This window comes from Bradyrhizobium dasycarpum (assembly GCF_042019905.1).
In the GTDB taxonomy this organism is placed as follows: domain Bacteria; phylum Pseudomonadota; class Alphaproteobacteria; order Rhizobiales; family Xanthobacteraceae; genus Bradyrhizobium; species Bradyrhizobium japonicum_B.
The window spans coordinates 4,653,965-4,672,078 of record NZ_CP169574.1 but is presented as its reverse complement, the minus strand read 5'-3'; the positions used below and the strand labels follow the sequence as shown (position 1 = coordinate 4,672,078).

The following is an 18,114-nucleotide window of genomic DNA, read 5'->3' as shown; positions in this document are numbered from 1 at the left end:
CCCGTCGGCAATGGCCGCCAAGCCGGGTTTGTCAGTCCAAGATGTGTCCTTCGACCCGCAACGCCGATCATGTTCGGCGGAGCCGCTCTCCGAGCCGGCCCCATATAGCAGTTGCAAAATGGAGGCGCGAAGCCCGGAGTGCCTAGGAGTCCGAGCTCCGCAACCGTAACAGCACCGCCGCGAGACGATGCCGCTCGGTACGGAATCAACTCTACGCCGCCGCGGCGATGTTCGCCTTGATGCATCTCAAGTTCGAATGGGCCGCCCCTCGGTATGCATCGACATCGCGCAAGGCAGCTACTCTCCTTCTTGAGTCCTTGCAGCGGAGGAGAGGACACCGCCCTCAACGCTGCTCGGCTTGCGCCGCCACAAGAGTGCACATGTCTGAGGAAAGTCCTGACACTCACCTGAACCATGATACCTCGCCCGCCAAGGCAGTGGCCCGTGGCGGGATGCCGCCGCCCGTGATGGGGCCGCTTCCAACAGAGGTGGCGGAGCTCGCGCGCAAGCTGGGCGCCGACGGAGACTGCCGCGTGGTGGAGCTGTCGCAACTCGGGCGGATGAGCAGCGGTCCATCGAGCCGCTGGATGCGCTTCCGTGCCCTCGATGAAATCGAGACCTCCGCGACAGCTTTCGATTGGGAAGCCAGATTTGGCCCGCTGTCTTGCTTGACGGTCGTGGACCGGCTTTCCTCGGAGGCTGCTGCATTCCGAGCTTCGCTTCTTGGGCTTCCGTCTAAGCGGCGCGCCGGCGGTCGAGACTGCGCTCCGAAAAGGGCAGATTATGCGATACTTGGCTGAGCTTGCGGGCGCCGGACGCGATCCTGTGCAACCGGTCGCTCGAGTGGCAGGTCCGCGAAAACGGCTTTTGCGTCTCTCAATCGTCAGCTCACGGGCGCATCTCGGTCGAGATCCAATTGGACGAAGCGGGGCGCATCGGATCCGTCTTCGCCAAGGACCGGCCTCGTATGGAGAGCGGTCGTTTCGTCGACCAGGGCGCGGCAGCTTGGCGGACTACCGCCTCCGCAATGGCCGATGGGTACCTTTCCGCGGAGAGGTCGGCTGGCATCTCGACGGAAACTTGCATCCGGTCTGGACGGCCGAACTCATGATTGGCGTTTCGAATGAGGAGAGCGCTTCGGTGCGGCTCCATTACGTCCTGGATGGCGAGCTGGCTCTTCATTTCAGCGACCGGATGTATTCGGCCAAATCCGCGATTTCCGCCCGGTTCAGCGGAAGGCTCGGCATGTTCGGGTGCGGCGTGAGGAGCAGGAAAGCGAGCTTGTTCTGGTCGAACTCGGGCGTCTTCCCGATGGACGCGAACGGCGGAGCCTGGTCGGTGGCGCTCATCTGACCGCGCTCCACCACATGGCAGCTCGCGCACCAGCGCGTGGCGATGTCCTTGCCGTTGAGGGCGTCCGCCGCCGAAGAGGAGGTGACGATGCCGAGCAGCCAGCATACGACCGCCACGGATTTGAATGCGTTCGACATGCCGAGGCTCCTGCGCTGCTTCGTGTTGACGGCATTCCGGGCTACGACGGGAAATCGGCGGGATCCACCTTCAGGCGATCGGCATGTAGGGACCAATCGTGCGTGGCGTGCATCTGGCAGAACCGTTCCTTCGCTTGCTGCTCGGCTTCCCTGTCGTTGCGGGCATCCAGCTCGATCGTAGTTTGGCAGACCTCGCCCATCTGACCGTTGTCGCCGAGGACCTCCTTCATGAAGCTGACGATGAAGCGCGGCATTGCGACCTCATTGGCGACGGCATTGCCGGCTCTATACACTGGCTCCTTTCGGAGCAGGAAGGATAAATTGGCGGCAGGCGCTCGGCTGGGCCAGCGGTTAGCCGGAAATCGCGTCACCAGGAGCGCCTCTCGCGCGCCAATAACGCTGGCGAAGCCTGGGTGCTATCAACCATGCGATCGCAGCCGACGCGACGACGCTCACGGCGATCATCGTCGGAATGGCCGCCATTGCGTTCGACTGGATCGGCGTAAGGAGAATCACAAGCATTCCCGCGCCGAACATCACTGCCTGGACGCTCATGAAGACCAACGTCGCGATCTGAAGTCGTACCGACATGCCAACACTCCCGGTTCCACTCGGTACAACGGGTTCGGCTAAGGTGAGTTCCGAAGGCGGGTCTCTCTTCAGGAAACGACCGCTCGCCGCAGCGTCGGCGTGCCTCCGAAACTTGTTCTTGAGCGCTATCCATCCGCCTTTGGAGCGGCGGGTGTAGGTCGAACCCTGAACCTGCCTGCCGATGCTGTGACCTGTCTCGGCTTCCGGAAAGAACCGTACGTAGTCGTCCGCAATTTCGCAGACGGGCGAGAAGGCGCACGGTCGAGACATGCAGCGCCAGATATTGTTCAAGTGTCCGCGCACGGGAATGAATGTCCAGCTTCGCCTGGACGAGGAGGCGGTCGAGTCCGGGAAGCCGGAAAACACCTATGTCTCGGTTTCTTGCCCGGCCTGCGCTTCGTTCCACCTCGTCAACAGCACGACGGGAAGGACACTTGGCGACCTCAAGACGGTGCACCGTTGACCGGTGCTCAGGACGTGACTTGATCGGTCACGTCCTCGACCTGGTGCAGCAGGAAAGCCAATCGTCCGTCCTCGTCGCAAATGGGCGAGTTGATGGGGCGCCAGTGGCGTTCCAGGAATGCTCCGTCCAGATCACGGATGTCGTAGCGCTGCACCGCCATTGCATGGGCACGGCCCGTCTGAACCACCGTCCGGAGCGAGGCGAAGAGGTTGCTGACCCCATCGGCAAGGGGTTCGTCCGGATTCTCGGGAAATACCTTGAAGAGGGCTCGCCCGACGACGGTTTCAGGGTCGGTCAACGTGGCCTGGGCGTAGGCGGAGTTGATGTCGATGATCTGCAGGCCTGGTCCTGGATCGAGCAGCATGTAGGCGTGCGGCGAGCGGGCTAAGTCCGACAAGAACTGCTCGCGGCGTTCGGCCGCGTCGGCGGGAGGTCGGCTTCGTTGCCCGAACGGGGGCGGCTGGGCGCCATCCGTTTCGGCCTCCAGCAGCGCGAGCTCGCGCCTGTTGGAAGCCAGCAGCCCCTGGAGGGTGCGCTGCAGGGATGGATCGCGCCTCGGCCAGCAGCCTCTCGAAGTTCGCGATGTTCTGCTCGCAGATGAAAGTTTTCTATTTGTCCGGGATAAGCGGAGTGATGTGGTGCGCAGTATGCACCGCATCATCCTACCTTGCCACGTCGCCACGCGAATGGCGGCATGCCGCGCTGCATCGAAGTTTGGACGCCGAACCTTTGCGGCGCCGGCGGGCTGGAGGCCGATCCTGGCCTGCCTCATTGGAGGAACCGCTGCGCCAAGTCGTCGTTGCTCGCCCTAGAGGCCAGGTGAGGAGCCGCTGCGATGCTAGAAACGAATGATCTGCTGGTGAAATGTCCAAAATGCGGTGCCTGGCCGATGGCGGTCGGCTCTCAGAGGAACATCATCGCGCATCGCGAGGTCAGCTTCCGATGCCCGAGGTGCGGCAGCGAGGAAGAGGGCCGGCTTCGCCATGCCGCCGCCTCGCAGATCAACGCGCGCGGCGGTCTCGACGCTGCTTGAGAGAAGCGGAAAGTGCCTCTGGGTCTGCCTGCAAGCGCGTGCTGAGTTCGAGCGGAGAGCGCCGGCCGACGCATCTCAGGTCTCGCAGATGGCACCAGAAGTTGGCCGAGGGAGAGAAGAGAAAAAGCTCCCCTGCTGTCCGAAGCAAGGGCAACTGTGCAGCATCAGGCTACGTCGTGAATCGACCTCCATGGGTCTTCTGCTTCGTTGCGCTCGTGCGAAGCCGAATAGAACGAGGATTCGACTCGTTTTGCCTCTCTCCTGCGCTCGAGGCTCGTCAAGATCAATCTCGTGCACGGAAACTCGGACGCGCCTCCGAAGTCTTTCGAAAATCCTCATCCATCGTACTCCGATTTCGACACACGCATATTGCGCTGCGGAACCATGCGGTGTTTGCGACATCGCAAAGATCTGTGCGGGGCTTCAATTAACTTACCGCCAGCAGGTCCGGAAAATCGCTCGCGCCGGACGCGCGGGGTCTTGAGGCGCGCCGTTGCCTCACCGAACGGATGAAGAGACGATCATGATCGGCGGCAACATGTCCCGGTGGACGATGACCTACTTCGCAGCGGCGCTGACCTGGTTGCTTGCCGCGCTCGCGCTGATGGCGGCCGGCATCGGTCATCCTGCGACGGATCTCGCGGCGCCGGACACACTCGTCCTGGTGCATGTGATCTGCATAGGCTGGTTAAGCACCGCGATGTGCGGAGCGCTATTCCAGTTCGTTCCCGTCCTCGTCGCCAGGCCGCTCTTCTCCGAAAGACTGACCTTGCCGGCCTTGGGCTTGTTGACCGCGGGGCTTATCGCGCTGCTCGCCGGGTTCATGGCTCTGGGTGGCCGGCTGCCTTCCGGGCCCTGGCTTCTGCCGCTTGGAGCGGTACTGCTGGTCGCGGGCTTCGGCCTCGTGATCCTCGATCTCGGCCTGACCGCCTGGCTGCGGCCGACCGGTCCGGCACGTTTTGTCCTAGTCGGCCTAGCGTCTCTTTGCGCGACCGTCACGTTCGGCGCGGTGTTCGCGTTCGCGCTGGCCGGATGGGCGGGGCCGGTCGGGGATGCCGTCCTGGCGCGCGGCATCCCGCTGCACGCAATCGCCGGGCTCGGCGGCTGGCTTACGTTGACGGCGATGGGCGTCAGCTACCGATTGCTCTCGATGTTCATGTTGGCTCCGGACGTGGAGGACCGGCAGAGCCGCCTCACGCTCGCGGCCGGGGGGCTTGCCGTCGCGGCAACCGTCGGCGGCGGAGCCTTCGCGGTCGGGGTCGCCATGCGGCTGAATGCCCTGCTTTCTGTCGCCGCACTTCTAGGTCTAACGTGCGCCGCGCTCTACGGGCGCGACCTTGCCGGTATCTTCAGGAATCGGAAGCGGCGGGAGCTTGAGCTCAATATGCGGATGGCGATCTTGTCGTTCGCCAGCCTGGCGGGGACGGCCGTGCTCGGGATTGCGATCGTTTCGATAGGGACGCTGCCCCTGCATTTGGGCGCGTTCGCCTTCCTCACGGTGTTCGGCTGGCTGTCCGGCTTGGTGCTCGCCAAACTCTACAAGATCGTCGCCTTTCTCACCTGGCTCGAGACCTACGGTCCGGTGATGGGGCGAGCGGCGACGCCGCGCGTTCAGGACCTGGCCGCAGAGCAGAGGGCGACGAAATGGTTTGCGATCTACTATCTCGCCGTCTGGGCAGGAACGCTCGCACTTCTGGCGGGGGAGCCGAGCGCGTTCCGGATAGCCGCGGCCGCGATGACCGTGGGCGTTTTCGGCATCATCCACGAAATCATTCGAATCCGGCGGTTGGAAGACGTGGCGTCGCCACTGCGCCTGCCGGCGGGCGCCGTCGCGCCGCATCTGTTGTTCGCCAAAACATGAGGAGATCGCAATGACCGCTTACCTGGACGTCGATGTCCGTCCGATCCTGCGCGCCGGGGGCGAGCCGTTCTCGGTCATTATGGCTGCGATCGAGCGTTTGGAAAAAGGGCAGGGCCTGCGCCTTTACGCCACCTTCAAGCCGGTCCCGCTGTTTGCCGTGATGGCCGACAAGGGCTTCGCTCATTCGGCGAGCGCGATGGAAGGCGGCGAATGGGAAGTGCTGTTTACGCCTGCGGCAGCGAAGCCGGCCCAAGTTGCTGCCCCCTCGAATGGCTTCGACTTCGGCGCCTGGCCTGATCCCCGCGTCAAACTGGACAATCGCGACCTCGAGCCCCCGGAGCCAATGGTCCGGATTCTCGCTGCCGCCTACAAGCTCGGGCCAGGGGAGACGCTCTCGGCGCTGCTGCGGCGGGAGCCGGTGTTCCTGTTTCCACAGCTCGAAAAGCGCGGCTTCCGCTGGCTCGGCGGATTCACAACGGACGGCGCTACCTACGAGCTCACGGTGAGGGCGCCCTCGTGACGGACCAGCTTGTCGAACGCGTCCGCGAGGCGCTACGCGTCGTGATCGATCCGGAGCTTGGTGAGAACATCGTCGACCTCGGTTTCATCTACGATATCGCCGCCGCCGGCGGTGCCGTCCGCATCAAGATGACGGCCACGACGCCGGGATGTCCAGCGACCTCCTTCCTGAGGGAAGGGGCGCAGGCGGCGGCATCCGCCGTCCCAGGGGTCGTTTCCGCCGACGTGGCGATGACCTTCGAGCCGGCCTGGACCCACGACCTCATCGCGCCGTCGATCCGGGCTTCGCTCGGCTTTGCGGCTGTGAACTGACGGCGCGCCATGGCGATCACCATCGAGATCGATCACGCGAAGACCAGGGCCAGGGCCGCCGCGGTAGCCGGACTGCCGGTTGTGCCGCAGGCCGTCAAGGGGCCGATCCGGAGGCTCAAATGGGTCATCCTGCTGCTGACGCTCTCGATTTACTACGTCACGCCGTTCCTCCGCTGGAATCGTGGACCGAACGCGCCCGACCAGGCGGTGTTGCTCGATTTTGCGAACGGGCGTCTCTACGCGTTCTTCATCGAGATCTGGCCGCAGGATCTTTATCTCGTCACCGGCCTTCTGGTGCTCGCGTCGACCATCCTGATCCTAGCGAATGCGCTTGCGGGGCGCCTCTGGTGCGGCTTCGCATGTCCCCAGACTGTCTGGACCGATCTGTTCCTGCTCGTCGAGCGCTTGATCGAGGGCGACAGGCGCCAGCGCCTCAAGAATATCGGAGCGCCTCTCACGGCGAAGCGGGCTTTTCAGTCGGCCGCCAAGCACGTGACCTGGCTTCTGATCTCGCTGGCGACGGGCGGCAGGCTGATTTTCTATTTTACTGACGCGCCGGCTCTACTCGGCGGCTTGCTGGCCGGCGACGTATCGGCCAACGCCCTCACCTGGATCGCGGTGTTTGCGGGCACGACGTACGGACTTGCGGGGTTCGCGCGCGAGCAGGTCTGCACGTTCATGTGCCCATGGCCACGCCTGCAGGGTGCGATCTGGGATCCCGAAGCCTATACCGTTAATTACCGCGATTACCGAGGCGAGCAGCGGAGTTCGGCGAAGAAGGCTGCCGAGCTGCGCCTCCGCGGGGAGCCGGCAGGCGATTGCGTAGATTGCGGCCAGTGCGTGGCTGTCTGCCCGATCGGGATCGACATACGGGAAGGCCCGAACTTCGCCTGCATCAACTGCGGTCTGTGCGTCGATGCCTGCGACAGCGTGATGGCGAAGCTCGGGCGCCCGCGCGGCCTGATCGACTACGAAAGCTGGACCAACATCGAGCGGGGGCGCAGCAAGGAGGCTCCTCGCAACCGTCTGCTGCGGCCGAAGACGATCGGATTGACCGCGGCATGCGTCGCGCTGGCGGGCACGATCGGCGTCGCGTTCGCAATGAAGACCACCGCGACGCTTTCAGTCCAGCATGACCGCGATCCGGTCGCCGTCCGTCTGTCGGACGGCTCGGTGCGCAATGCCTACACGGTGAAGCTGCTCAACAAGTCGGCGAGTGCCCATCGGTACACGCTGTCCGTCGCCGGGATAGACGCGAAGCTGTCCATCGTCGGCAACGAGAGCCTCTCTCCAGTCGAGGTCGCGCCGGATTCCTCGGAGCAGCTGCGAGTGACCTTGACGGCTGCGCAAGCGGCGCAGCGCGATGTCGTGTTCATCGCGCGTGACGAGACCGGCGGCTCGCTGTCCGCAGCGGATCGATTCGTCGAACGGTAGGCCCGACGGTCCTGCCGCAGCGCGGCATCCCACCCTTAGGACAGATGCCTCCCAAGGGGAATTTTACTATTGCAGTGCGGACATCTCCGCGCCTCGTAGTATCGGGCGTCTTTTCCGACCGGTGCTGCCGACCCGGTTGGTGATGACCATCAATAGAATGATCGCTGCGGGCGATTTTCTGTCCGTTGCCAGTGGCCAATTTAGGGCGTGGACTCAATAAACCGGGGACGCCGTTTGATGTCCGCTATGCCCCTGATAGCGGCGCGAAATCGGAATGTCGCAGGACTTCCGCGTTGGGCCGTCAGCAGAAGTACGGTCATACGGGTCGCGAGATGGTTCACGAACTATTGGACAATAGGAAGCCTGATCCGGAACGACGCACCGCCATGATCCCGATTTTCTGCCCTTATCTGCCCATTGTGGGCCTCGATAATGGTGCGCGCGATGGACAGCCCCATGCCCATGCCATCGGCTTTGCTGCTGTAGAACGGGTCGAAGACTTCTTTCAGTTTGTCTTCGGGAATGCCCGGCCCGCGATCCGACACGGACAACTCGGCAAATTTTTCGACGCGCGCAGTCCGGATGCTTATGATGCGGTTTTCGGTAGGTATCTCCTTCATCGCGTCGATCCCGTTCGTGACAAGGTTAAGAATGACTTGTTGGAGTTGAATGCGGTCGCCGAGGATCGGAAGCGCTTCCGGCGTGATCACACTAACCAGTTCGACCTTTCGTCCAACGCCAAGAACGAGTTCGACAGTCTCACCAACGAGATCATTGAAGTCGACGCTCTTCAGTTCAAAGGGTGCTTTTTTCAGCAGGCTCTTCATCCTCCGGATGACTTCGCTGGCGCGGCGGTCATCGCGCAGGATATCGCCGACGATCTCGTTCAGTTCCGCCATGTCGGGGCTCGTAGATTTCAGGATCACCTGAGCGGTTTCGGCATTGGTCAGAATAGCGCCGAGCGGCTGATTGATTTCATGAGCAATTGAGGCGGTCAGTTCGCCAGCCGTGGCGATGCGGTTGACATGGACAAGTTCCGCCGTGCGCTGCCTATACTGCACCTCGACAAGTTGACGCCGACGATGTTCGCGTAGCAGGATAATAATAAATCCGGCCTGTATCACAAGAATCGCGACGACAGATGCGATCTGCCATGCATACCGTTCCCACACCGTCGGTTCTCGGAAGTAAACCGTACTTCCAGCAGGCAAATTGTTCTCGCTGATTCCCCAGCGCTGCATTTGCCGCCAATCGAACTTTGCAGCCGCGAACTCAATCGGCCGCGTCTTGATGTCCCCCGCCCTCTCCCCCGAAAGGATTCGGTTCGCGACACTGGCCGTGATTGCACTGCTCTCCAACACGGAAAACATCGGCCCCCCAACGAGGGCGCCTTCAAAAAAGGAGCCGTCGTAAGAGAAGATGGGGGCAGAGGCTACGGAAGCCAATGCATTCAACGACTCGTTTTCTTCATGAGAGACACCTGCTGCATCCACATTCATCAAATGCCAGAGAATCGCGCTATGTGGCGGCAGTTTTGCTGCGTCCTTGAGAATGTCGGCAAAAGGCAACTCATCGTACCATTTCAAGACGACCCTGTTCGCAAAGGGAGCTAGTTGCCGCTGTATTTCCGCGTGCCAGAATACTTCGTTGGGAGATACTCCGTTCACAATTGCTAACGCTTTGGTATCCGGCAGCACTTGCAGGATAGTCTTGAGAATGGCAGCAAAATCGTGATCGACGGCTACGACCGTGTCGTTTTCCGAAAGTTGACTAAAATCGACGCGGCGCCTGTCAACAGCCGTGAAGATCATTGGGGTCGTTTGAAACAACTCGCTGCGATGCCTCTGGATAAAGCTTGCGGCGGGCGCTCCCACCGCGATTATCAGGTCGAGTGGCTCCCTGAGATAGAGCGCCCGGAGATACTGAACCAACGGGATTTCGGGCTCTGCGTTGTCCGATCTTGCGCTGGCGAGCGAGAAGTCTGTGAAATCAATCGACGATTTTACCTGACGAATGGTTTCGGCTCGAATCGTGCGAGCATAATCGCTCCAAGGCTTGAATTGTGGTCCGAACGAATGCAACATCAGAACGCGTTTGGCTGCTGGATCGGCCGCCTGACTTTGGCGCACCGTCGCCTGCAACAAGGCGATGGCCAGTATAGCGGTGAAGCTCCGCGCGCGACAATTTCGCCATGATGAGGCAGTCGGCCAGAAACGCATTGCCATCCTAGTCCGGGCACTTAACCCGAGTGTTGGAACGATAAGGGCTCAATAAGATGATTGACAAGAAAAAGGGCTATTAGCGGTTGGGCTAGGGCGGATATCCGGTTTGGGTACTCGACCTTCGCTCAATCGGCTCTATCAGCGACTTGGCCGAGAACGGCTTTACCAGGTAGGCAAGGCACCCAGATTGAAGTGCAGTCTCGCGAATGAGGGGGCTGTCGTTTCCAGTCATGTAGATGACCGGTACATTATTCCCGGCCACTTTGAGACGCCGTCTCACTTCGATCCCTGATCCATTACCCAAGTTTATGTCGAGCAGAACGCAAATTACCTCGTCGAAATCGGCGTGATTTTCGAAAGCACTCGCAGTCGGAAAGAGCAGGCTGCCGTAGCCGAACTGTCGCAGTATTCGACCTATACTTCGTAGCATACCGGGGTCGTCATCGACGACGAAAACAAAGCCCTTATTTGAAGACATCAAGCTCCACCCAACCCGGCCGAAGCGAACCCGCAACCCACTCACGCGGTGGTAAAATGTACGTTTGGCGGGCTCTTTCCTTTGACCTTAATCAAGGTCGGCGCTCTTCGCGGGGCATTCTGTCGCAGATGCTCGTTTCCACTTCCGCTCCGGGTCAAAAGCGTCGGTGGAAGTGAGGTAAGCTGGCTTCCGGTTTGCCAGCGAAAGCGGACATCGCGGCGGCTCATGCGGCGAATCCATTCAGACAGACGAAGCCTAGACAATCGTGAAAAGTAACTGCTAATCATTCGCATGGGTTGGATTCCGAATTGGCTGCGGGCAGATGTCAGGCTGCGGCCTCGGGCCGGCGCTCAGGTCGACTTACAACCACTGTCGGAGCGCGGCGGCCGATGGCTGAAGGCGAACTTGTTTCGCTTCCCGGGAGCGGTGTGGTCGCGGAAACGGGGCTGTGTGGAGCTGGCAGAGGGCGACGTGATCGCGCTGCATCTCGTTGTCGAGCGGATCACGGAGGCCGGGCTAAAGGTGCGGCTGGCGGGGCGCCTTCGCGGCTGGGACGGTTCGTCGCCTGTTTGGACTTTGCTGGTGCGCAAGCGTTAACGGATCGGGCCACTCCTGATGCGCACGGCGACGAATGACGGCTGGGTTAGAACGGTCGGTTTGGCAGCGCGCGCGGTGTCCGGTCTGCATTGGGAAACGGAATTGCAGCGACCATAGTCTGCACGTCAGCTACGGGGCATTGGCGTCAAGTTGGCCGCGCCTTTGCAAGGCCCGGTCTCACCCCCGACGGCCGACGTGCCGGCAAGCATCGTGTTCGGTCCGACGCTCCCGAGCGATGCCAGGGATGCTTTCCCGGACAATCAGTACAGCGCCGGGATCGCGAAAACCTAACGCCGGCAGATACCGCCCTGTCGTAAGCTGCGAGGGCGGCGTCGGTTGATATCTCGACCATCTCTCGGAACCGTGCATCGCTCACCTGCGTGAAGCTTTGGCTTATGACTTCGTGCAAGGTCAGCATCGCTGACAGAAGGCTCCTTGGGCGTCGTTCGCCCCATAAGCTGACTGAATAAGTCCACTCGGTAGGTGTTCGCCGCGAGTTGCCAACCCAGTCTCCACTGCCTTGCGCATCTTTCCGGCTGCCCAAAACGCTTAACATTCGGTCAGAATAGCCGCGAGCTTTTCAAGAGCAAGTACGTGAGGCTCTCATCTCATTAGAGGCGCTATGTCTGTGGGTCCATAAGCAGTCGACGCTGACCGAGCGGGACGACTTCCGCTTAACCCTCGGAAGCTGACGATACGAGTACATGCCCTAATTCTCACCGTTTGACGTGGGGGGCGACAGTCCGGCTCCCGACCGCTTCAGGCGGCCCTGTTCAAGCCGAGGCACCTGGAGCGATCCGGTCCCGCCCGGCAGCGTTGTATCTACCCTAATTACCGGTATGTTTCGCCGGATTCGAGAAGAGCGCCGTCTGCTGATGCGGGCGCGGTCCCCACGGCCCGCCCAGGCCTCGATCCGGGCCTGCCTTTGGTATCCTACCGCTTCGCCAGGCCGAGCAACGGATGTCTGCTGAACGGATCCGCCTTCTCCGCCAGATCGCGCGCGCTGCGCGAAGCCGCTGTAGAAATTCCATGACGCCACCCCGCAACACCACTGGATTTCGGTACGCCGTCAACGTGCCGTCAAGCGGCTGTGCGGCAGCCGTTACGTCCATTTCGCAGGACGGCCTTGCGCGAAGGCTTGTGCTGGACGCTGGGGTGCAACTAAGCTGGAAGGGCAGGGGAAAGACAAATGTCTGTGCTTCAGGGGACCCGGAAGGCGTGCCCTTCGTGCGGGAGGCCTATGCAGCTTGCGGCCGACGCGGGCGGTCGCGATCACTACGTCTGTTCGCGCTGCGAAGACGATCCGCTGCACGACCCGGCCGCTCTCAAGTGGGCAAATAGTCCGCTGAAGGCGCCGGTGGGCCCCGAGACATGAGCGGTCCCCGGCGGCAACGGCTACTACGGGTCGCGGCGCTCCCGGTGCCGGAACGGATCGGCGGCGTCGTCATGACCTGAGCGGCTACTGAAGAACATCAGGGCCATGAGCCCGCACCCGACGAGAAGCGAGAAGAAGGTGCCTAGCCCCAACGCGATCCACCCGTGCTTGCCCATCTCGACGCCGCTGCTCGCACTCCACACCGACACGGCCCAGACGCCTGTGAGGATCAATACGGCGCCCAGGGCCACCAGCAGGACGATTTAACCGGGACTGAGACCTCTCATCGCTGCACCTGTTCGTGCCGGGACTGGGTGAACCGCGAACGCGAGCAGGCGTTCCGGTGTGCGGTGCGCGCGGGTCCCGAGCAGGCGGGATGGCCGCGTCTCATCAGCGCCACCAGTTGTTGGCGGCGGCAACCGTCTGGAAGTGGACGGCCACCACGTGGGATGTTGCGATCAGTTGCTCCGAGTCCTGCTCATAAGCCGCCCGCAGACGCGTACGGACTTCGTCCGATGGCTGCGTGATCTTCACCGCCATTCGTGAGAGCTTTACGGCCAGTTCGAAGCCGGCCTGGGGTGTGTCGGTCTTCAACGACGGTAGCCAATTTTCGCTCATGTGCCGTATCCTTTGTTGGGGGCTCAAAGTGCTCACTGCGTCAGCTTGACGGGCGCCTTGTCGAACGTGTGCAGGTAGGCGATCAGGTCCTTGATCTTCTGCTCGTCCTTGATGCCGGCGAACGCCATTTTGGTGCCCGGGATCTTGGCCTTGGGATCCTTGATGTATTCTGAGAACGTCGCCTCGTCCCAGGTGATGCCCGACTTCTTGTTGGCTTCGGAATAGTTGTAGCCCTCGACGGATCCCGCTTTCCTTCCGATCAGCCCGTTGAGCACCGGGCCGACGACGTTCTTGGCGGTGTCGCCGACCTGGTGACAGGCCTTGCAGACGGCGAAGGCCTTCTCGCCCGCGGCGGCGTCCTGGGCGCCGGCTTGGCCGAGACCCGCTGCGAGAAACAGGGCCACAAGTGCTGTCCGGTTCATCAAGTTCTCCTTTTCCTTGGGTTTGAATTCGATCGATCAAGCGGTGATTTCGGATGACTTGCCCGCCGCATCGATGAGATGGACGCGTTCGACGTCGACGTATGGTAGTAGCCAACGGATTCGCTCCTCCGGCATCAGGCTGAACGCGGTCGAGAGCGCATCGGCTGCAGTGGCGCTTCGAGCGACGGTCGTCACGCTTTGATAACGATGGGCGCTGCCTCCCGTCGCCGGATCGAACAGGTGGTTGAAGCGCCCTTCAGCATCGAACCGGAACCCGTAGCTCCCCGAGGTCGACACCGCCCGGTCGATCATCGGAACGATCGTGGCGGTGCGGCCCGCGACCTTCGGATCGGCGACGCCCACTTCCCATGCGCTGCCGTCCGGCCGCGCCCCTATCGCTCGGATCTCGCCCATGTCCACCAGGCTGTGCGAGATGCCCTGGGCCTGCAGCAGCTCGACGATCTTGTCGGTCACGTAACCCTGCGCGATCCCGTTCAGGGTCACGGCCGTTCCGTGAGACATCGCAATCCGGTCGCGGCTGACCGACAGTCGGCGGTGGCCGACGCGCCGGAGCGCGGCCTGGATCGCCGTCGATGACGGACCGGCGGGATCCGCTCCTTCTCGTGCAAAGTGGTCCGCATAGAGCTCCCACAAGGGCTGCACTGTCGGATCGAACGCGCCTTCGGTCAGCGCCGCGTAGCGCTGCGACGCGGTCAGCAGTTCGACCATTTCGGGGGCGGGGCTAACGAGGATGCCGGTCCGGTTCAGTTCGGCGAGAGCGGATTCCTTCATGTAGAGACTGAACTGCCGCTCGAGCCGCCGCGCCTCGGTGCAGGCGAGCGCGATCAGCCGCTCCGCCCGGCTGCGATCCTCGTCGTGAATCTCCAACGTCGCAACCGCGCCCAGCATCGTGCCGCGCCAGATCACCGGCGCGACCTCTGCACGAGTGGGATGACCTGAAGACAGCAGGCCGAAGCCCGCTGCCGCCGCGCTGATCCGGATGAAGCGTCGGCGCGTCAGGATTGGCGTCATGGCGTCCTCCTCGGTCGTTCGCCCGGCGGGCCTTCCGCCGTCTCGTCGGCCGCAACTGCGCCTGTAGTGTTCGCCGAGGCTAGGACATAGTCCCGCGGCACCTCGTTGAAGCCGACGATCCTGCCGCCGTTTTCACCGGCGAACTTCTCCGCCGCCGCCCGGTCGGAGAACGGAACGGCCTCGTCGCCGCCCATGCCGCTCTTGGCCTGGCTCTCGATCACGAACAGCGCCTTGCGCGCCTCGATCCAATTGTCGGCGCCCGGCTTGTCCCAGTCGGGGGTCTTGCCCATGTCGGACACGTAGATCGCCAAAATGTCCTTGGGCTCGTCGGGCAGCATGGTGAAGGCGATGGTGTCCCGCGCCGACGAGAACCACACGGGCTCCATGAGGCTCGCGGCAAAGATATGGCCCTTCGGTCCCGGGTGCTCGAGCACGTTCATGCCGCAGTAATGGCCCATGTCCTCCGCCGTCATCCGATGCGGCGGCGGGATCTTGGCAGTCTGCTTGTCGTTGCAGCCCGCAAGCGCGAACGGCACGAGCAAAGCGAGAAGTATCGTTCGGCGCCTCATAGCTCCCTCCGCGAGAAGGCGAGCGCGGCCAGCCCCAGCGGGAGCAGCGTCCAGCACAGCAGGGCGGCCAGAAGCACCGGTATCGTCAGGGATGTGCTTTGAGCGAGGCCCGCCATGCCGGCGAAGGTGCTGACATTGGCGAATCCGGTCAGATTGATCAGCCGGTAGGCGTCGGTCGGATTCGACAGCAGCATGGCGTTGAGCGCGGCCGCGGAGATGCTGCGTCCCTGATCGAGTGCAAGCACGCCCAGCAGCGCCATGTCGTAGATCAGCACCAGCAGCAGCCACAATCCGATGCAGATGCCGGCTGCCGTTCCGCGGTCACGCACGAGCGCGCTGACCAGATAGCCGATCGCGACGAAAACGGCGCCCAGCAGCACCGAGGAGCCCACCATTGCCGCGAAGGCGAGAAGACTGTCGCCGTCAATCTGGCTGCCCGTCGCCGCCAGCGCTCCGACCGCCGCGCCGTAGCCGAGACAGGTCGCAAAGGCGAGGACGGCGAGGTGTCCCAGGAACTTGCCGAGCAGCACCTGCCATCGCGCGACCGGATAGCTCAGCAGCAACAGCATCGTCCCCCGTTCCATCTCGCCGACGATGGCGTCGTGCGAAATCAGCAGCGCGATGAGGGGAACGAGAAAGATGGTCAGGCTCGACAGGCTGACGACGACCACATCCAGCGTGCGGACGCCGACGTTCCCGATTGGTGCGCTGCCGAGAAAGGACAGTGACAGGGCGAGCCCGGCGAGCAGGAGCGTTGCGGCAAGCACCCAGCGATTGCGGATGGCTTGGTGGATTTCCTTGGCGGCGATGATCAGGACGTTCATGGCGCCTGCTCCGATTGCCGGAGGAAATGAGCATAGAGCTCGTCGAGGGTCGGCGGGACCACGTCGACGTCCTCGACGGAATTGCCGGCGGCCGTCGCACGATGCAGAAGCTCGATCTTCCGCTGCGGCGCGGCGTCGATCTCGACGATGTGACCGTTCAGACGGCGGCAGGTCGCGTCTTGCGGAGCCCAGGGCGGCATCTCGCTCGGCGCGAGGCCCGCCACCTTGAGGCGGATCCTGGTGGGCAGCCGGGCGAGACGACGCAGCTCGTCGATCGATCCGTCCGCGACCTTGATGCCGCGATTCATGATGATGACCCGGCCGGCGCGCTCCTCGAGTTCGGTCAGCGCATGCGACGACAGCAGCACGGTCGCGCCCACGTTGGCGAGCCGCGCGATGATGTCGTAGAAGGTCTGGCGCAGCTCCGGATCGAGGCCTGTGGTCGGCTCGTCCAGCAGCAGCACGCGCGGCTGGCCAAGCAGCGCCTGCGCGAGCCCTAGGCGCTGACGCATGCCCTTCGAATAGGTGCTCACCCGGCGGCGGCTGGCGGCTCCCAGCCCGACGGCGTCGAGCAGTTCTAGGCCTCTGGCAACCGGCTCTCGCTTCAGCCTGGCGTAGAAAGCCTGCGTCTCACGGCCGGTGAGGCCAGGATCGAAGGACACGTTTTCCGGCAGATAGCCGAGCTGTCGCCGGCCTGCGAATTCGCCGGCGGCGGGATTGTCTCCGAGAACCTCGATGGCGCCGCTGGTCGGCCGGATCAACCCGAGCATGAGCTTCATGAGCGTGGTTTTGCCGGCGCCGTTGTGGCCGATCAAGGCGACCAGCTCGCCTCGATCGAGCGTGAACGAGGCGTCGCGTACGGCCTTGATCTGGCCATACGACTTGGTGACGCCGCTGATACGTACCGTGCTGGTCATCGCGCTTCCTTCGGCGCAGCGTTCTGCGGCGGCGACACCAGTGGATGGCTGTCGACCACGCCGCCCGGCAGCAGCGCCGGAAATTGCGCCTGCGCCCAGCGACGGATCACCTGGACGGCGGGGCTGTTGATCAGGACCTTGGCAGCGGGCGCAGTCCACAGCACCCGATCGATGAGGTCGTTCGGCCGGTACGCCGTGTCGGCGATTCCATCTCCGTTCAGGTCGAATGCCGGGTTATCGCTCCAGTAGTTGCCGCGCCCCCCGATCGACCAGTCGAGGTGCCGGGTGCCGACATATTTCACCTGGTTGGCGTTGCCGACGAAGGCGTTGCCCGTGATCTCGTTGCCTTCGGAGCCGGCCGTGAAGTGCACGCCGATGGCGCAGCGCTCGAACCAGTTGTTGCGGAATTTGTTGTGATTGGTGTTGTAGATGAACACGCATTTCTCGGGGCCACTCCGAAGCGTGCTCTCCCGTTTGGCTTGCGGAAGCATGCCACGCTCGTCGTCGGGGCCGTCGTCCGCCTTCTGTTTAGTCGAGCCGAGCGGGCCACCGATCACCCGGTTGTCCTCGATCTGGGCATAGTTCGCGTAGTTGAAGAGCATGCCATAGTCGCGATCATGATCGGAGGAGTTGCCGCGGATCACCAGGCGGTTCGAATACATGACGGCGTAACCGACATGGTTGCCGATCGAAACGTTGCCGCTGACTTCGCTGTCGTTTGTGTACATGTAGTGGACCGCGAAGCGAACCTGCTCGAAGCGATTGTCGAGGAAGCGGTCCTTGCTGCTGGAGATCGAGAAGATGCCGTCGCGGCCGTAGCGGAAAATGTTGTTTGCGATGGTAACGTCGGGCGCATTCCAAAGCGAAACGCCGTTGCCTGCCTCGCTGAGACGTCCCCCGCGCAGTCCCTCGATCTCGTTGCGGACGACGCGGGAGCCGCGGGCGCCATGCACATAGACGCCGAACAGGTTTCCCGTCAGGCGGTTGTCCTCGATCTTCGCGCGTTCGGCCGTCTTCTGCAGGAAGATCCCGGAGTTCATCGCCTGCAGATCGCGGCCGGACCCGCGAATGGTCACGCCGCGGACGGTGACGTCGGGCGCGCTGACGGTGACGACGTTGCCAGAGCCGTCGCCGTCGAGCACCGCGCCCTCGGTGCCGACCAGTTCCAAAGGACGGTCGATCTGGATCGAGCCGTGATACTCACCCGCGGCAAGTTTGACGACGGCGCCGGCCCGCGCGCTGTCCAGCACCGCCTGCAGCGGCTGGCCGGGCGCAGCCGTCAATGTCTCCGCATTGGCGAAGCTGGACAATCCGGCGGCAACCAGCGCCGCCGGAAACATGCGCGACAACAGACCCA

21 protein-coding genes are annotated in these 18,114 nt (G+C 62.9%); 7 read left to right on the top strand and 14 right to left on the bottom strand.

Annotated elements, in window-relative coordinates; genetic code table 11:
• Positions 1-227: 227 nt before the first annotated feature.
• Positions 228-800, top strand: a complete 573-nt coding sequence (locus ACETMP_RS22385; protein WP_375157901.1) for a DUF6544 family protein — start codon at positions 228-230, stop codon at positions 798-800.
• 378 nt (positions 801-1,178) lie between these two features.
• Here the strand turns inward: ACETMP_RS22385 and ACETMP_RS22380 are convergent, their stop codons facing one another.
• From ACETMP_RS22380 to ACETMP_RS22365, 4 genes are all read right to left on the bottom strand, one after another.
• Positions 1,179-1,490 (bottom strand): c-type cytochrome, encoded by a 312-nt coding sequence (locus ACETMP_RS22380; protein ID WP_375157900.1) that lies wholly within the window; start codon positions 1,488-1,490, stop codon positions 1,179-1,181.
• A gap of 41 nt (positions 1,491-1,531) precedes the next feature.
• Positions 1,532-1,783: a hypothetical protein gene (locus ACETMP_RS22375; protein ID WP_375157899.1), complete on the bottom strand. Its 252-nt coding sequence runs from the start codon at positions 1,781-1,783 to the stop codon at positions 1,532-1,534.
• Positions 1,784-1,841: 58 nt separating this feature from the next.
• A complete protein-coding gene (locus tag ACETMP_RS22370) occupies positions 1,842-2,447 on the bottom strand; it encodes a hypothetical protein (RefSeq protein WP_375157898.1) in 606 nt (201 codons plus the stop codon).
• 104 nt (positions 2,448-2,551) lie between these two features.
• Positions 2,552-2,941, bottom strand: a complete 390-nt coding sequence (locus ACETMP_RS22365) for a PAS domain-containing protein (protein WP_375157897.1) — start codon at positions 2,939-2,941, stop codon at positions 2,552-2,554.
• Positions 2,942-3,379: 438 nt separating this feature from the next.
• Between ACETMP_RS22365 and ACETMP_RS22360 the strand changes: the two genes are divergently transcribed.
• The 5 genes from ACETMP_RS22360 to ccoG all read left to right on the top strand — a co-directional run bounded on the left by ACETMP_RS22360 (position 3,380) and on the right by ccoG (position 7,703).
• Positions 3,380-3,577, top strand: coding sequence for a hypothetical protein (locus ACETMP_RS22360; protein ID WP_375157896.1), 198 nt, complete (start codon positions 3,380-3,382; stop codon positions 3,575-3,577).
• A 523-nt stretch (positions 3,578-4,100) separates the two neighbouring features.
• Entirely contained in the window at positions 4,101-5,438 is a 1,338-nt protein-coding gene (locus tag ACETMP_RS22355; protein ID WP_375157895.1) for a hypothetical protein, read from the top strand.
• 10 nt (positions 5,439-5,448) lie between these two features.
• Positions 5,449-5,958: a DUF2249 domain-containing protein gene (locus ACETMP_RS22350; protein ID WP_375157894.1), complete on the top strand. Its 510-nt coding sequence runs from the start codon at positions 5,449-5,451 to the stop codon at positions 5,956-5,958.
• Positions 5,955-6,269, top strand: a complete 315-nt coding sequence (locus ACETMP_RS22345; RefSeq protein WP_143845306.1) for a metal-sulfur cluster assembly factor — start codon at positions 5,955-5,957, stop codon at positions 6,267-6,269. Before ACETMP_RS22350 ends, ACETMP_RS22345 begins: the two co-directional genes overlap by 4 nt.
• 9 nt (positions 6,270-6,278) lie before the next feature.
• Positions 6,279-7,703, top strand: a complete 1,425-nt coding sequence (gene ccoG, locus ACETMP_RS22340; RefSeq protein WP_375157893.1) for a cytochrome c oxidase accessory protein CcoG — start codon at positions 6,279-6,281, stop codon at positions 7,701-7,703.
• Positions 7,704-8,047: 344 nt separating this feature from the next.
• Here ccoG and ACETMP_RS22335 read toward each other — a convergent pair whose 3' ends face one another.
• On the bottom strand, positions 8,048-9,922 hold the full coding sequence (locus tag ACETMP_RS22335) for an ATP-binding protein (protein WP_375157892.1): 1,875 nt from the start codon (positions 9,920-9,922) through the stop codon (positions 8,048-8,050).
• 91 nt (positions 9,923-10,013) lie between these two features.
• The gene (locus ACETMP_RS22330; protein ID WP_375157891.1) at positions 10,014-10,403 is read right to left on the bottom strand and encodes a response regulator transcription factor; all 390 of its coding nucleotides are present in this window, start codon (positions 10,401-10,403) and stop codon (positions 10,014-10,016) included.
• Positions 10,404-10,853: 450 nt separating this feature from the next.
• Here ACETMP_RS22330 and ACETMP_RS22325 point away from each other — a divergent pair, with 450 nt between their 5' ends.
• Entirely contained in the window at positions 10,854-11,000 is a 147-nt protein-coding gene (locus ACETMP_RS22325; protein ID WP_244623677.1) for a hypothetical protein, read from the top strand.
• A gap of 1,398 nt (positions 11,001-12,398) precedes the next feature.
• On the opposite strand, the gene ACETMP_RS22320 is transcribed toward ACETMP_RS22325, so the two are convergent.
• From ACETMP_RS22320 to ACETMP_RS22285, 8 genes are all read right to left on the bottom strand, one after another.
• On the bottom strand, positions 12,399-12,626 hold the full coding sequence (locus ACETMP_RS22320) for a hypothetical protein (protein WP_375157890.1): 228 nt from the start codon (positions 12,624-12,626) through the stop codon (positions 12,399-12,401).
• Between the two features lie 139 nt (positions 12,627-12,765).
• The gene (locus ACETMP_RS22315) at positions 12,766-12,993 is read right to left on the bottom strand and encodes a hexameric tyrosine-coordinated heme protein (protein ID WP_063994426.1); all 228 of its coding nucleotides are present in this window, start codon (positions 12,991-12,993) and stop codon (positions 12,766-12,768) included.
• A 32-nt stretch (positions 12,994-13,025) separates the two neighbouring features.
• Positions 13,026-13,415 carry a cytochrome c family protein gene (locus ACETMP_RS22310; protein ID WP_199580689.1) on the bottom strand — a complete coding sequence of 130 codons (390 nt, stop codon included), beginning with the start codon at positions 13,413-13,415 and terminating at the stop codon, positions 13,026-13,028.
• Positions 13,416-13,451: 36 nt separating this feature from the next.
• Positions 13,452-14,447 carry an FAD:protein FMN transferase gene (locus tag ACETMP_RS22305; RefSeq protein ID WP_375157889.1) on the bottom strand — a complete coding sequence of 332 codons (996 nt, stop codon included), beginning with the start codon at positions 14,445-14,447 and terminating at the stop codon, positions 13,452-13,454.
• The gene (locus ACETMP_RS22300) at positions 14,444-15,016 is read right to left on the bottom strand and encodes a nitrous oxide reductase accessory protein NosL (protein ID WP_375157888.1); all 573 of its coding nucleotides are present in this window, start codon (positions 15,014-15,016) and stop codon (positions 14,444-14,446) included. The genes ACETMP_RS22305 and ACETMP_RS22300 overlap by 4 nt, the downstream gene beginning before the upstream one ends.
• A complete protein-coding gene (locus ACETMP_RS22295; RefSeq protein ID WP_375157887.1) occupies positions 15,013-15,840 on the bottom strand; it encodes an ABC transporter permease in 828 nt (275 codons plus the stop codon). Before ACETMP_RS22295 ends, ACETMP_RS22300 begins: the two co-directional genes overlap by 4 nt.
• Positions 15,837-16,757 (bottom strand): ABC transporter ATP-binding protein, encoded by a 921-nt coding sequence (locus ACETMP_RS22290; RefSeq protein WP_375157886.1) that lies wholly within the window; start codon positions 16,755-16,757, stop codon positions 15,837-15,839. The genes ACETMP_RS22295 and ACETMP_RS22290 overlap by 4 nt, the downstream gene beginning before the upstream one ends.
• On the bottom strand, positions 16,754-18,097 hold the full coding sequence (locus tag ACETMP_RS22285; RefSeq protein ID WP_375161964.1) for a nitrous oxide reductase family maturation protein NosD: 1,344 nt from the start codon (positions 18,095-18,097) through the stop codon (positions 16,754-16,756). The genes ACETMP_RS22290 and ACETMP_RS22285 overlap by 4 nt, the downstream gene beginning before the upstream one ends.
• Positions 18,098-18,114: the final 17 nt, after the last annotated feature.